Source organism: Photorhabdus namnaonensis, assembly GCF_001684335.1.
Lineage (GTDB): Bacteria > Pseudomonadota > Gammaproteobacteria > Enterobacterales > Enterobacteriaceae > Photorhabdus > Photorhabdus namnaonensis.
The window spans coordinates 27821-42214 of sequence record NZ_LOIC01000061.1 but is presented as its reverse complement, the minus strand read 5'-3'; the positions used below and the strand labels follow the sequence as shown (position 1 = coordinate 42214).

Annotated in this window: 15 protein-coding genes and 1 pseudogene; 5 read left to right on the top strand and 11 right to left on the bottom strand. The window is 37.2% G+C overall.

The features are described from left to right. Positions 1-334: 334 nt before the first annotated feature. Complete coding sequence (hmpA, locus tag Phpb_RS10400) at positions 335-1525, top strand: NO-inducible flavohemoprotein (protein ID WP_065390271.1); 1191 nt, start codon at positions 335-337, stop codon at positions 1523-1525. Between the two features lie 231 nt (positions 1526-1756). On the opposite strand, the gene Phpb_RS25715 is transcribed toward hmpA, so the two are convergent. Together Phpb_RS25715 and Phpb_RS10395 are read right to left on the bottom strand one after the other, a co-directional pair. Then, a complete protein-coding gene (locus Phpb_RS25715; RefSeq protein ID WP_131817512.1) occupies positions 1757-1951 on the bottom strand; it encodes a hypothetical protein in 195 nt (64 codons plus the stop codon). 67 nt (positions 1952-2018) lie between these two features. After that, positions 2019-3188 (bottom strand): MalY/PatB family protein, encoded by a 1170-nt coding sequence (locus tag Phpb_RS10395; protein ID WP_082302560.1) that lies wholly within the window; start codon positions 3186-3188, stop codon positions 2019-2021. A gap of 352 nt (positions 3189-3540) precedes the next feature. Here Phpb_RS10395 and Phpb_RS10390 point away from each other — a divergent pair, with 352 nt between their 5' ends. The 4 genes from Phpb_RS10390 (at position 3541) to Phpb_RS10375 (ending at position 8924) form a co-directional block, all read left to right on the top strand. Then, positions 3541-4959: a hypothetical protein gene (locus Phpb_RS10390; RefSeq protein WP_065390270.1), complete on the top strand. Its 1419-nt coding sequence runs from the start codon at positions 3541-3543 to the stop codon at positions 4957-4959. Between the two features lie 62 nt (positions 4960-5021). Beyond that, positions 5022-6326 carry a KamA family radical SAM protein gene (locus tag Phpb_RS10385; protein WP_065390269.1) on the top strand — a complete coding sequence of 435 codons (1305 nt, stop codon included), beginning with the start codon at positions 5022-5024 and terminating at the stop codon, positions 6324-6326. Further along, positions 6326-7774, top strand: a complete 1449-nt coding sequence (locus Phpb_RS10380) for a class I tRNA ligase family protein (RefSeq protein ID WP_065390268.1) — start codon at positions 6326-6328, stop codon at positions 7772-7774. Before Phpb_RS10385 ends, Phpb_RS10380 begins: the two co-directional genes overlap by 1 nt. Further along, the gene (locus Phpb_RS10375; protein WP_065390267.1) at positions 7755-8924 is read left to right on the top strand and encodes an MFS transporter; all 1170 of its coding nucleotides are present in this window, start codon (positions 7755-7757) and stop codon (positions 8922-8924) included. Before Phpb_RS10380 ends, Phpb_RS10375 begins: the two co-directional genes overlap by 20 nt. Before the next feature lie 401 nt (positions 8925-9325). Here the strand turns inward: Phpb_RS10375 and Phpb_RS26770 are convergent, their stop codons facing one another. The 9 genes and pseudogenes from Phpb_RS26770 to Phpb_RS26765 form a co-directional block, all read right to left on the bottom strand. After that, positions 9326-9463, bottom strand: a complete 138-nt coding sequence (locus Phpb_RS26770) for a PAAR domain-containing protein (RefSeq protein WP_338046869.1) — start codon at positions 9461-9463, stop codon at positions 9326-9328. Positions 9464-9506: 43 nt separating this feature from the next. Beyond that, entirely contained in the window at positions 9507-10289 is a 783-nt protein-coding gene (locus Phpb_RS10365; RefSeq protein ID WP_065390265.1) for an ABC transporter permease, read from the bottom strand. A 4-nt stretch (positions 10290-10293) separates the two neighbouring features. Then, positions 10294-10986, bottom strand: a complete 693-nt coding sequence (locus Phpb_RS10360; protein WP_240492512.1) for an ABC transporter permease — start codon at positions 10984-10986, stop codon at positions 10294-10296. A 97-nt stretch (positions 10987-11083) separates the two neighbouring features. After that, positions 11084-12079 carry an ABC transporter ATP-binding protein gene (locus Phpb_RS10355; RefSeq protein ID WP_065390263.1) on the bottom strand — a complete coding sequence of 332 codons (996 nt, stop codon included), beginning with the start codon at positions 12077-12079 and terminating at the stop codon, positions 11084-11086. 184 nt (positions 12080-12263) lie between these two features. Beyond that, positions 12264-12431, bottom strand: a pseudogene (locus tag Phpb_RS23720) (zinc ribbon domain-containing protein); the annotation flags it as partial. Positions 12432-12440: 9 nt separating this feature from the next. Further along, positions 12441-12602: a PAAR domain-containing protein gene (locus tag Phpb_RS23715; protein WP_205634762.1), complete on the bottom strand. Its 162-nt coding sequence runs from the start codon at positions 12600-12602 to the stop codon at positions 12441-12443. Positions 12603-12648: 46 nt separating this feature from the next. Continuing rightward, entirely contained in the window at positions 12649-13371 is a 723-nt protein-coding gene (locus Phpb_RS10350) for an Imm52 family immunity protein (RefSeq protein ID WP_065390262.1), read from the bottom strand. 12 nt (positions 13372-13383) lie between these two features. Then, positions 13384-14148 (bottom strand): Tox-REase-5 domain-containing protein, encoded by a 765-nt coding sequence (locus tag Phpb_RS10345; protein WP_065390261.1) that lies wholly within the window; start codon positions 14146-14148, stop codon positions 13384-13386. Between the two features lie 104 nt (positions 14149-14252). Continuing rightward, a partial coding sequence (locus tag Phpb_RS26765; protein ID WP_240492520.1) for a PAAR domain-containing protein occupies positions 14253-14394 on the bottom strand: 142 nt, incomplete at its 5' end.

Here is a 14394-nt window from a genome sequence, read left to right as displayed (position 1 = left end):
CAACACCCCAAGGGGCCGAATGGCACACAGTGTAAACCCTTTTCACCGAATGAGATAGTCTTGACAAAATATTTTACGCAAACGATTGCATACCTATCACAAGCAAGATATCTGTTTTAAATAGAAGAATGAAAATTACGCTGAATTTTTCCTGTTTGGTTGGAATTTATGACCTAAAGTAGTTCTTTCTTTAGTGTAAATATCTTTTAGGCATATTTTTTCACCATAAAGACCACACTCTATATTTACAAAATCCCTAAAAGAGTATAAGTTGCATTAAAAATACATGTTATAAATTTCATTACCCACTTGAAATAAATTCAGGAGCTTCACCATGCTGGATAGCCAAACTATTGCAACCGTCAAATCAACTATTCCATTACTTTCTGCTACTGGTCCAAAACTGACAGCACACTTCTATGAGCGGATGTTTAAACATAATCCTGAGTTGAAAAACATTTTTAATATGAGTCATCAACTTAACGGCGATCAACGTGAAGCCCTGTTCAATGCGATCTGCGCTTATGCAGCCAATATTGATCACTTAGAGGTACTACTACCGGCAGTGGAAAAAATCGCTCATAAACACGCCAGTCTGAATATTCAACCGGAACATTATCAAATTGTCGGCACTCACCTGTTGGCAACATTAGATGAAATGTTCCAACCGGGAAATGACATTCTGGACGCCTGGGGAAAAGCTTATGGCGTGCTGGCTGATGTTTTTATCAATCGTGAAGAGCAAATCTATCATAGTGGTGAATCGACAGATGGCGGCTGGCGTGGTTTACGCCCATTCCGTATTAATCGGAAAGAGGTAAAAAGTGACGTTATTTGTAGCTTTGAATTTGTACCTCAAGATGGCGGGAAAGTAATGGACTATAAACCTGGTCAATATTTGAGTATTTATCTGGCAGACGATAGTTTTGACAACCGAGAAATTCGCCAGTATTCACTGACGGCAGCACCAAACGGCTCCAGCTACCGGATTGCGATTAAACGTGAACCACAAGGAATCGTTTCCAACCATATGCACGATAAAATGCAAGAAGGCGATACCGTCTGGCTGGCTGCTCCACGCGGCGATTTTTTCCTTGATATTAAACCAGACACGCCGGTTACTTTGATTTCTGCGGGCGTTGGCCTGACCCCCATGATGAGTATGCTGCATCACCTCCACCAGCAAAACCATAATAGCCAGATTAACTGGTTACATGCGGCGGAACACGGCGGCCATCATGCGTTTAGCAATGAAGTCGCAACAATGGCGCAAACAATGCCAAATTTTACTAGCACAATTTGGTACCGCGAACCAAGGGATGAAGATCAACGGGATATTCATTATCAACACAAAGGCTTTATGGATCTGACGGTTCTGAATGAAGCGTTAAAAACAGAAGGAATGCACTTCTATTTCTGTGGTCCAGTCCCTTTTATGCAATATGTAGCGAAACAGTTATTGGATATGGGAATTGATAAACAATTTATTCACTATGAATGTTTTGGTCCACATAAGGTGATTTAAATTTTCAGCTTAATATTACGGTGATAATAGCCAATAAAGTGAACTGATCATAAACTATCTTTAATTTATGGGCTCTGATATTCAATATTCATGTATATTGAATGTGCTTGATGTGACTGAAAAAACCAATTCATCATCATTTTAGAGACTTTATAGAGTTTATTTATCATGGAGCCCGTCTTATTGGACGTCAGCTCCATTGATTTCAAGAGTCATGGGTAAATTTAGCGCCTATCCCAACAGGCGTAATTGTTGCAGACCGTTCTTATAAATGAATAGTGAACAATACCCCGCATCGTCGAGTTTGGGAAACAACTCTGGCAGGTACCGAAGCAAGATAAGCAGCGATAGCATTGGTGACCAGCATCGCTTTTTAACAAATTCAGTTTGCTGACAAAATCGACATTTTACTTCAACGATCGCCATTTAATTTCTCCGAAAGAATGGCGATTATACATGAGCATCAATGGATTGAATACGTGACCAAAAATTATTAATAGTCCATATACTTTAACCTTCTTACTGCCTCCTTTAGAACACTATATCTGCATGCAAGATTCACTCTAATAAAAAAAATACCGGAATCGCCATATATAGAACCGCTATTTACAGTTATTCCAACCTTGGTTTTTAGTAGGTGTAGAATCTGATCGCCATTAAATCCTGTGTTACTAACATCCACCCAAGCTAAATATGTTCCTTGTAGCTCTACTATTTTACATTTGGGTAGATATCTACCAATATACTTTCTAAGAAACTGATAATTACGATAAATATAAATTTTAACATTATCCAACCACCATTCTGATTCATTATAAGCTGCAATTAACGATGAAATAGCGAATATACTTACATCGTTAAAAAACTCCTTTTCAATTGTATCCTTCACCTTTTCCCTGAGATAAGAGTCATTTATAATAATCCCTCCTTGCTTAATGCCTGAAATATTAAAAGACTTGCCAGGAGAGAAACATATTACAGAATTAAATTGCATGTTTTTTTTGTGGTATTGAAAAGGGATATGCTTATTCTCACCAAAAACCATATCACAATAACTCTCATCAGAGATCACCACAACCCCATGCCTAAAACAAATATCTCCTAATAGAGATATCTCATCCTCTGACCACACCCTTCCTATGGGGTTATGTGGATTGCAAAATATAATTGCCTTACATGACTCTCGCGCAGTTTTAATTTCAAGGTCTTCAAAATCAATATAATATGCATTATTACGATAAATAAGTTTGTTAACCAGTACATTTCGACCTGTGTTTTTTATACATGAATCGAACATATTATAGACAGGCTCCTGAATTATAATTTCGTCACCTTTTGATGAAATGTTTTTTATTATTGAAGATATAGAATAGTCAACACCTGGCGCATAAACAAGCCACTCGCGTGAGATATTGCAATTATGTCTTCTAGAAAACCAATTAATGATTGAATTAAAGTAATCTTCGGGCACATAGGAATAACCAAATACGCCATGTCGAATATTATTAGAAAGGGAAGCCAGAATCGCAGGTGGGGAGTGAAAATCCATGTCGGCAACTGAAAATGGCAGTATATTGTCCTGATTAGGTTTATCCCATTTGCTAGAATGAGAACCTAAACGTGAAACATGTACATCAAAAAATTGAATGTTCCAATCCTGCATATAGTCTTCCTTTCTAATCTATTGATAATAATATCACTTTTAGTAGCTGACACGCGGAAATGCAAATTATAACAAGTTTTTAAGACACGTATCTATCTCCCTCTACGACATATAAATGCCATTGTCCGTCACATTAGTTTCTTACATCATTCATCAAACTGGTGTAAGGACAAGAGGTATACAACTCACTTTAAAATCAAAAAAATCATTCAATATCAATGGAATAAAAAAACATTAATGAATTGACTATTTAGTATTGACACATGATTATTATGTGTTAAAAATATTTCATGTTGTTTATTTTTTGAATTTTCCCTGATAACTAAACGATAGATTAAAATGAGGTATGCATATGATTAGATGGAATAATTCTGACTCTTTTTATAATAATGAGCATCAAAAATCTGGAAAGCCGGTTCTGCTGTTTATTCACAGTGATCAACTCAGTTGCTGCAATGAACTTGACTCACTGCTGGAAAATATTAACAGTCAAGATTGCATCCTGGATCACTATTTCCCCGTCAAAGTATCTTCATTTAACCCTTCAGAAAATGATAAAAAAATCATTAACAATCACATATTTGTAGCATCTCCAATTCTGCAAGTACTTAATCACGATGGTAGTCGCAGCCATGAATTCAGCTATGTTCCTAGACAAACAAGACACTCAAAGGGGTACTCTTATACTCATAACGAAAATGAAGGTGTATTTAACCAAGATTTAATTCACTCTCAATTGGAAATAGGACTTGCAAAATATCACTTTCTCAATAAAAATCAAGATAAAGCATCTGATATAGCAAAAAAAATAATCACAAAAAACAATAATGACCACAACGCCTATAATCAGGCAAAGATAATCATCGAAAAAAAACAAGGTAATGAGTATTCAAGCTTTCTTGATTCGGAAATAAATTATAGTGAACTCTCAATTTCCGTTGTCCGATTGCTAAAAAATCTAAGAAAGATAGAAGATAGCGTTGTTATGAAAGAATGGCCTTACACAGATGGTGACGGCGATTGGAAATGGTATACTGATTGTGTACGAGAACTTTCATTCCAGATTTACCAAGAGTTGATAACCACAGCCAATAATATTGAACTTGCTGTCGAGCCTCGCAGGAAGAATAAAAAAACTCATTTTATTTTATCTAACTGGCACAAAAACTACAGGAAATTACAATCAGATTTCATTGGGGTTCCTGATGAGATGTTGGATGTTATTGCTCTAAAACATGAGCGCAGTTTACGGGAAAACATCGTACACTGCATACTTTGTGAGGGAAGTGCGCATGGATTACAGATTCTCAACACTATTCATGAGAAAAATAACCCTGAGTGCATTATTGATTTTGAAACGCATCAAGCACAAGTAGGCGAAGTAACTGCTGACATTGGTCCAGCAGCGGATATTTTCTCACACTATGAAAGTGTTCACATCAAAATGTTGAACCAACTTAGTTATATTAAGGACAATGAGCTGGATATCAAATCAAAATGGTGGGAACCAGAAGCTGTATCGATCAAATTTAGACTTGATCGCCTAGGGTGGCATCTGCAAGACCACATCTGCACCCACAGAAAATTATTAGCAGAAATGAACTTTAAGCCTAAGCTTGTAGATACATTTTCCCAAATTATTTTTGAAGGTATGGCACAAGTTGAATGTAGCTCTTTAGGATTTGAAAAACAGTTTAAAAATGAGATTTCAAGCATAATCTCAATGATAAATAAGAGAGCAGACGAATTTCTCAAGTTCTCAAGAAGATAAAATTTAGAAAATTCTATGCACAATATTTTCATATCGTGCAATTAAATTTCAAGAAGATATTTATGAGCAATGAAACTGAATTCTGGAAGAGCTTGAAATGCTATCGTGGCATTGATCGAGAAACGTTTTTATCTGAAAAATGGCAAGTGAAAAACACAATTAAAAACAGAGAGGATTTAGTATTTTTTTTACGCCAAGAACTCCCCCAAGAAGTCATTGATGACTTTACTCTATCGTTATCTAAAAACCCTATGCAGATAAAAATAAGTCCATATGTATTGTCATTGATTAATTGGAATAAATTCCATGACGATCCCATTAGAAAACAATTTATTCCATTATTTAGTGAATATAAAAAAGATCATCCTGCATTGAGACTTGATTCACTGAATGAGTGTGATGACTCGCCTGTCCAAGGGATAATACATCGTTACCCAAATAAAGTCCTGTTCCTCTCCAACCATAGTTGCCCTGTATACTGTCGTTTTTGCACACGAAGCTATATGGTTGGTGAAAGTACGGCATCTATCACCAAGCATCGCAATGTAGCAATGCCAAAAAATTGGCATGATGCTATTGATTACATCATGATGAATAAAAATATTGAAGATGTCGTAGTCAGTGGTGGAGATGCGTATACACTTCCTGCCAAACATCTAAAAATGTTGTTAACCGAACTATTGAATATACAATCTATAAAGAGATTAAGAATAGCAACCAAATCACTTTCCGTGTTGCCTACTAAATTTCTAGCTGATGACGATTGGACTAGCGCAATAATTGATGCAAATAATCTCGCTCTAAAAAAGAGAAAGCAATTTTCGATTCAAACCCATTTTAACCACGCCAACGAAATAACATGGATAACGAAGAGAGCAGCCGATTTTCTGTTTGATCATGGCATAAAAATAAGAAATCAAACAGTATTAATGAAAGATATAAATGATAGCTTTGATAAGCTCAAAAATTTAATGGACTCATTAGTAAATATAAATATTGAGCCATACTATATATATATGCACGATCTGGTTCCAGGAAGTGAATTTTTCCGCACCACGCTGAAGAGTGCTCTAGAATTGGAAGAACTTCTAAGAGGCTCGACTTCTGGCTATAATATCCCGAACTTTGTCGTTGATCTTCCTGGCGGTGGTGGTAAACGTAATATTTGGTCATATCGTCATTATGATACTAAATCGGGTATATCTATTTTCCGATCACCTGTAATAGACAAAAACAAGTTCTATTTTTATTTCGATCCTATCGTTCAAAATGAAGAAAAAACTATTGATGTTGAAGCTTTTAGCCAAGCTAATCTTGATATAATCGTAGAAAAAATAAAACATAAAAAAATTGAGGAGTTACGGTAGTGAAAACACAAAAATATCTTCTAGTTTCCGCAATGCCGACTCCAAACGGTGGACTCCACCTTGGGCATCTAGCAGCACAATTTTTGCCTCAGGATATTTTCAAAAGATACCATAAGCGCAAAGGAAAAATAGTTGAGTTTTATGGAGGATTTGATGTTTATGATAACGCGATTAGTGTAGCTGCAAGAAAAAAAAATGTCAGCACATATGAAATGGCTATTCACTATCAAGATATCATAAAAAAAGAACTCAAATATTTCAATATAGACATTGATAGATTTCTAAATTATTTGGAACCAGAACTAATAGAGAAGTCAAAATCTCTTATCAATACATTAAATAATATCTTTAGCCAAGCCATTGTAACTAAAAAAATCTCTTACCCCTATTCGTTAGATAATATACCAGTGACTGGAAATTGGCTGTTTGGCAAATGCAAGAAATGCCACTCTGATATAAAAGGTTACTCTTGTGATCACTGTGGCATATCTATTACCCCCAACGATATTTACGATTTTGATTTTGAAAAATCATATAAAAGCCAAGAAATAATTTGGAAGGATAAAAAAGTATCCTTCCTATCAACTCCAGTAGTTGATCTTAAAAATTATATTAGCAGTCAACCAATATCAGATGATATCAAGATCCTTTGCCATAAATTAAATCAAAGAAAAATTATTAATTATCAATGGACCGCAATTGACCAATGGGGAATGTATATAAACCCAAATGATAAAGATGAAGTGTTTTTTAACAGAAATTTTACACTTATTGAGCAAATGATTGTTGCTGATATATTTTATAAAATCCATGGTGAAAATCCATTTTCCTCAGATAGCAAAGTCAAAACAATACTCGCTTACGGGAAGGACAACGTAGGATTATTATTGGTAGACTTACCTAGCATATTACTTGGTAATAATATTTTTGAACCTTATAAACAACATTGGGTCAGTCACTTTTATTGCATTAATGGAAAAAAAATGTCTACGAGTAAAAATTTTGCAATCTGGTTGAATGATATTATTGCGTCAAAAGTAAGCTCTGATAGTACAAGAGCTTATATTTGTAGTGTATATTCTCGAGATAAAGATATCGATTTAGATTTAAAAGCACTACTTGAGCATGACAGATTTTCCTCTGATCTCAAACAGGGGATTCTTAGTATGAATAAAATAAGTCAGAAAGATTCAGGAGAGAACACACTATCTCATACAATGGAATCTATAGCTAAAAAAATAGACGATATATTTTCTTCTTCTGATTTAAATTTTAAAGAGTACTACGATAGATATAAAGAATTTTGTGCTTTAATTTACTATGTGAACTGCCAAAAATCAGCGACTCTGTGGGTGGAAATATTTGATAATTATTTTAGTGCATTGGTTCCCAATATTGCATTATTTGCCAAAAAAAATGTGAGAGTCTATGCAAAAAAATCAAAGTAGTAAATTTATTGCAAGCGCAGGTTTAGATAACTTCGGGGATGGTCTCATGACCATCTTCTTCCCTCTTATTATGTTATCAATGACCTCCGATCCAATTATTTTTTCACTGAGCTATGTAATAAAAACTTTGTCCTCTGTTCTATCATCTTTTCTTTCTGGATATATACTAGACTTCCATCCTATATTAAAAGTCACAAAATTAGCTAAAATGGTGAGATTGTTATCTCTAATTATAATTATATTACTCCCAATTAGTATACCTTTAATACTTTTATGCGCATTGGTTTTTGGTGCTACTGAGGTATTTATTGACAACTCAACTCAAACTCTTAGTTTAAGCATCTATCAAAAATCAGAATTAATAAAAATCAACAACAAACTTCAATCAATGGAATATTTTTTTGTTTTCTTTATTGGCCCAATTATCGGTTCGTTTATTTTCAAGCCTTATGACAGCTCACTACTCTATTTGGCATTTATTACCTACTCCTTGTCTTTATTATTTTTTTACTTAATGCAAGATATCCCACAAAAAAATATAAAAACAAGAAATGAACCATTTGAAGAAATGATGAAAGGATTAAATTTTCTATCCAGTCACGTATCATTGAGGATGTTATGCATTTATGCTGCCGCTTTTTGTCTAGTGATTTCTAGTTTTTTCTCAGTCTTTCCGATGATAATCTCGTCACAGGTAAACGATGCACCGTTGTACACAGGTTTTTTTTATGCATTGAACTCTATGGGATTTGTTTTATCCTCTTCTCTGACCCCTAAAATATCAAGAGCTATCTCGACAAAAAAGATGTTATTCATTTCACTGAGCTTGGCATTTTTATCTACCCTTGTTATAGCGCTGAATCATACTATCTATGTAATGCTTTTATCCATTTTTTTACTCGGCTGTGGTATGGGTTGTTGGGGTTGTATTGCTGTAACTTACAGACAGAAATTAATACCGGAGGGTATATTTTCGAGGACTAATGCTGTTTACAGACTTTTCTCTTGGGGTGCGTTATGCTTGGGAGGTCTTATGGGAGGCGCTATTTATCAAGTGATTGGCTACGGTTATCTCTTCTATATAACATTAGCATTTACGCTTTTTCTTACAATTTCTTTCTACTTCATACCATTGAAGGATGATTTTTGATGAAATTACCAACGTCACTTCTGCCATTCAAAATCAGCAGAATACATACTGAACTAGGTGTATTCAAAGCTAACGGGTATACCTCGTCAACTCCCACGGATGAGATGACCATAATTCTCTCAACGGTTTTTATACTGTCCACTGATGGCTGGGAAGAACTTACTATAGCCCAATCTAATAGTAATCTATTGGAACAATTAACCCCTTATTTAAAACATCATTTAATGTCGAAGCATAAAACGCAATCATATTGAGAGCATGAATGGAGAATGTAATACGTGAGGATGACTCGCTTCGCTCACCCTACGGGCCGCACTAAAAGTGCGTTCAAAAGCTCATGCTTTTGTCTGATCACTACCTAGGTTCGCTCTTTATGGCAAAGAAGGGCAAATAAAATAGTCCTATTGGAATAGGCCGTTACTCTGACTGGCAATCAAGTTTACCTCACAGGCTGTTTGCATTCCTTCAAGCGCAATAGGTTTTCCTTTATATTTTAGAGAGCTAGCACCCTGAATAATAGGAAAAATACCTTTATGCACTTATTATGTGAATTTACCCTCCATTTTCCTTAAATACATCTCATCAACTACTTGCGCTACTATATCTTGATAGAGCTTTAAGCCAGAGGTATCGGGTGAAAAATAACGCCCCTAATGCGTACATAAAAGCCATAGCCAACGTACCAAAATTAAGTATGCCCAAAGCAGCTTGCACAGGCACATTACTTACGAAAACAATTGGTAATATAAAACTCAGAACGAATCGCATAGCACCAGGATAAGCACTAACAGGAAACCGTCCCATATCCATGAGAGAATAGCAAATAATCCATACATCAGAAACTTTGGTGAACCAAAAAGCGATGAGATTTGAACACATAAACAGAGAATAGAAAATGCACGCACCCAATAATAGTGTCAAATTAAACTGCATAAAGTTTGAAAATATCAAAGCATCTTGTTGATACATAGCAACCAGAACAACTATATATCCAACAACGAAATTTGCACCATCCCACACATTAAAACGATGAAATGTGATAAAAAACTGAGGGTCGACGGGGCGAATAAGGATAAAATCCAAGTCACCTCGCCTGATGTATTCAGATAAAGAGTGGATACTTGGAAATAACCAGCTATCGATTAATGATTCCACAATGAGAGTCACACCAAGTAAAGCAACCATTTGATTGAAACTCCACCCTCCTACTTGGGATACTTGACCGAAGAACCCCGTTAAAACAAGCAAAGCCAGCAAGCAAGCGAGGGAGGAATTAATCAAGTTGACTAAAGCATTGAGCCGAAATTCAAGCTCTAAGACGAAAGAATTCCTTATTAATACCAATAATAATAAACCGTACCGCATTTAGTTAGGCTCCTGAAGCCGTATATTTTTTTAATCCTACCGACCATAGCAAAACACGAATTAACATGAGCGCTATAACCCAGAATAACTGCATCAAAAAACTGGTCAATAATTCTCCACGATCTAATTTTCCTAATATTATTTGCACTGGAGAATCGATTGCCGATGCAAAAGGTAAAACTTTCAATAATCCTGCGATACCAGACGGATATAAATCAAGAGGAATGAGGGATCCCCCAAGTATCGTATAAAGCGCCCAAAGCAATGGGTCAAATGCCATTGCGTTATTAATCCAAAAAGCCAACAAGCCTAGACAATAATAAAGATGGAAAATGATAATCCAAGCAAGCATGAGTGAGGGTAAAAAAACCAAAAGGCTCCAGATATCCAAGCGTTGCAAATTACCAGTTAAAACGATACCAGAAATAAAAACCACTAATATAATCGGTCCTCGAACAATCATCTGTCCCACATGATCCGCAATATAGCAATAAAGAGGAGACACAGGACGCAACAATAACATAGAGAGTTCTCCTCGGCGGATATCACGATCCAAGCGTTGCATTACCCAAATGGACGTTAATTGACGCACTAGGTAAATGGAAAGAAAGTAAACCGCAAAATCGCTGGGCGTATAACCGCCAATAGCCCCTCCATCTGCCAGACTAAGCCAAACTAACATCACAGCAATAGGCATTACACCACCTATCATCCAAACCATCGACTGCGCTCGATATGCAATAGCCTGAGAGAAAGATTGACCAATGAGCACCCTCCATAACTGTAGGGTCCGCTTAAAAGATTTGCACATTAAACTCACCATTCGAGGATAAATACCCCTCCAGCACACGATCTATCGGTTCATCATGGATCGAGATATCAAGAACGACTCGTTCCGACATCAACCTTGTCATTGCAGAAGATAATGTGTCACGCTCCACCATCAATTCAATATCGTGACCATCATAGAATAGCAAGCCGGGTAATGAACTCAGCTCTGGACTAATCGGACCTGAAAGACTAGCCTTTACAATCTTTTTGGGTGAACGTTTTGCAATTAAATGCGAGAGCTGCCCATCGTAGACAATCTCTCCCGAATTGATGATGACAACACGTCGCGCAAGTGCTTCTACATCCGCCATATAGTGAGAAGTCAAGAGAATTGTTGCTTTATACGTCTGATTATAATGCAGAATGAATTCTCGGACGATGCGCTGCATGTTAACATCTAACCCAATAGTGGGTTCATCCAGGAACAAAACCTTTGGCTTATGTAGCAATGATAAAGCTAATTCGCATTTCATACGCTCACCGAGAGACAAATTACGAACCGGTCTGTTAATCACTGAACGAATAGAAAGCAGTTCAACCAGTTCGTCACGACATCTGAGAAATTCATTATCTTCGAGATCATAGATAACCTTATTGAGTATAAAGGAATCATTAGGCGTAAGATCCCAAGCGAGTTGCTGTTTCTGTCCAGCTACAAATGATATTGACTTTAAATATTCGTTCCTACGTTCATAAGGGGTATGTCCCAAAACTTTAACATCACCAGAAGAGGGTAGAATGATACCAGCCAACATCTTCATAGTAGTCGTTTTTCCCGCCCCATTCGCCCCGAGAAAACCCACAATTTCTCCTTCTTCGATGGAGAAATTGATCGCCTTTACCGCTTGTACGACTGAATAGTCTCTTTTAATGAACGACTTTAAACTGCCCAACAGACCAGGGTTTTTTGAGTAAATACTGTAGGATTTACTCAAATCTCTTACTCGAATAATGCTCATAGAAATCCGCTAATTAAATTATTAGACTAACTTTCAACCACTCGCACCAATCGCCTATTCGTCTCTTGTTCTATCCTGAGTCCATAGAGTCCGAGTGCGTTGTTACAAAAAACGTCTTCCCAAGCTTCCTCAGGTAGACCTCTAGTGACTGCTCCCCACCGTAAACGGCAAGGCTTCCCACTTCTCAGGCCGCAACCGTCGATGCAATGGATTTACGCTGGCCTCCGTGGGCAGAAACGACGAGTCCCGCCGCCTGTAATTCCTGTATGCCCTTGCGCTCGATGTTGAGCGCCGCGTTGATATCACGATCATGCTCGACACCACAGCAAGGACATGGCCAAATCCGCTTGTTTTGAAAGAGTCAGCCCTGAATAATAGGAAAGACACCTTTGCATTGGGGACACGCCACCAAATCTTCTTTACCTGCTATGGGAATACCATTGTGAGTATATTGAGCAATAGCGGTAATCACCTTACCGCCATGATCTGTCGTATCACCCAGTAGAATAACCGCTTTTGACATTAAAATTCTCCATCGTTTTCCGATTGGTAAATAACATCACCTTTCATTAAATTTCGGTAATTAATGGCAGTAATCCCAGATTCACCAACTGAATTTCAATATCATTGGATTTATCAATATCCTCCTGATTTCTTCCATCAAAAATCCCTTTCTTGGTGATAATCAGAGTGCCGATCTGTTCATTATTTTGGTACACAGGCAGCACATCTTCCGCCATAGGCAGATAGAACTTATCAATAATACGGGGCTGGTAAAGCATCCAGCCGACACTGAGGCGATCAGGGAAAACTTGTTTGCCTTTTACGGTATAACCATTATTTTCGACTTGAATATAAGGAGAATCACGGCTAGCCGCTAAATATTTGACAAAATCAATTAATCGAGAAACATCAAACTGATGACTGTCAATCCTTAGGTTCATTTCCAGCCAGACCCAATTAGGGCGATCAATTAACATTTTTCTATAACTCATGCCACTGGATAATTCATCCTTTTCACCATCCCATATTCCATTAATAAGAGCAGGAAAATTTTTCTTATAATCTTTTTCGAAACTTTTTATGGCAACCTCCGTTGGTCCCTGTTCATCAAACACAAGATGTTTTAGGGCCTCCTTTCGGGAGTAGCCAGTTAAGTACCAAGCTTTTCCTTGGTTAAAAAAGACATCAATTTGCCGTGTAATATGAAACAAATCCATCAAAGCTGTATGGGCGGTAATGGTTTCTCTCTGCTCATAATATACATTAATTTTTATACGAACTATTGCCATGTTTACCTCGTGTTAAACTAAACTGTCGCAAGGGGTATAGTGAACACTGATATTTTTATATTTACTAAACAGTACTTTAAAATATCCATAACTGATGGGCTGTAAAAAGTGCCATTCCACATGAGGAGTACTATCCAGCACATCACAGACGGCCTGATGTCTGACAGCCTGATTTTGTGCTGATTTAACACCTTTCCACCAACCCTTAGGCTCATCCTCACTAATAAAAAACTGGTCATACCGCGCTTTGGCCTCCAGAAACAGGCAATACGCAGGTCTCCAGCCATCAAAGGTCACTTTCAGGCATTGAAATTCCTGGATCATTTGTGTGAGCGGGTTATATTGAGTTTTCGCAATAAATCGCTGATAGTTAATCGTAATGGCGCTCCAGCGACTCACCTTGCGATATTTTTCACTTGTCACCGGAATAGCAAGGCAAGCCTCGCACGCTTTTTTAGTTTCCGTTTTTTCACATTCTTCCGTTTCAGACTGGGCTTTAGTCTGAACCGCACTGGCATCAACAGATTCATCCCCTAAATCATCGTCCTCCCAAAAATCCGCATGGACTTCGGCACTCCAGACGATATTTCGATCTTCATCCGTGATTTCAGGGCTTATCACAAAATCCGTTTTCTTATGGTGAATGTCGTCATCCTCTATAACGGATTTATCTTTACCGGTTTCCATCAGCCCAACCGCAATTAATACTCCGGCACAGGCGCTGGCGACATATTCAGCCGCACCCACTGCGACCGGAGCTAATAAGGGTATTGGCATATTAACGTCTCCTGTTTATCTTATTTTTTGCAATACAAAGAATATCTTTAAATTGCCGTTCGGATTTCCGACCAGAGTTTTAAATGCCATGAATTGAACTCACATTAACTGGCAAGAGTAAACTCATGCTGACTGGCAATTAACTTTGCTCCACAGGCTGTTTGCATTCCTTCAAGCGCAATCGCTTTCCCTTTATATGTTAAAGAGTCAGCCCCCTGAATAATAGGAAAGACACCTTTGCATTGA

What these genes read in the sequence shown, in the direction of transcription:
- Phpb_RS10390 (WP_065390270.1), top strand. Translation starts at nt 3,541, where the DNA reads ATGATTAGATGGAATAATTCTGACTCTTTTTATAATAATGAGCATCAA.
- Phpb_RS10350 (WP_065390262.1), bottom strand. Translation starts at nt 13,371, where the DNA reads ATGGCAATAGTTCGTATAAAAATTAATGTATATTATGAGCAGAGAGAA.
- Phpb_RS10385 (WP_065390269.1), top strand. Translation starts at nt 5,022, where the DNA reads ATGAGCAATGAAACTGAATTCTGGAAGAGCTTGAAATGCTATCGTGGC.
- Phpb_RS10360 (WP_240492512.1), bottom strand. Translation starts at nt 10,986, where the DNA reads ATGCCTATTGCTGTGATGTTAGTTTGGCTTAGTCTGGCAGATGGAGGG.
- Phpb_RS25715 (WP_131817512.1), bottom strand. Translation starts at nt 1,951, where the DNA reads ATGGCGATCGTTGAAGTAAAATGTCGATTTTGTCAGCAAACTGAATTT.
- Phpb_RS23715 (WP_205634762.1), bottom strand. Translation starts at nt 12,602, where the DNA reads ATGTCAAAAGCGGTTATTCTACTGGGTGATACGACAGATCATGGCGGT.
- Phpb_RS10395 (WP_082302560.1), bottom strand. Translation starts at nt 3,188, where the DNA reads ATGCAGGATTGGAACATTCAATTTTTTGATGTACATGTTTCACGTTTA.
- Phpb_RS10365 (WP_065390265.1), bottom strand. Translation starts at nt 10,289, where the DNA reads ATGCGGTACGGTTTATTATTATTGGTATTAATAAGGAATTCTTTCGTC.
- hmpA (WP_065390271.1), top strand. Translation starts at nt 335, where the DNA reads ATGCTGGATAGCCAAACTATTGCAACCGTCAAATCAACTATTCCATTA.
- Phpb_RS10345 (WP_065390261.1), bottom strand. Translation starts at nt 14,148, where the DNA reads ATGCCAATACCCTTATTAGCTCCGGTCGCAGTGGGTGCGGCTGAATAT.
- Phpb_RS10375 (WP_065390267.1), top strand. Translation starts at nt 7,755, where the DNA reads ATGCAAAAAAATCAAAGTAGTAAATTTATTGCAAGCGCAGGTTTAGAT.
- Phpb_RS10355 (WP_065390263.1), bottom strand. Translation starts at nt 12,079, where the DNA reads ATGAGCATTATTCGAGTAAGAGATTTGAGTAAATCCTACAGTATTTAC.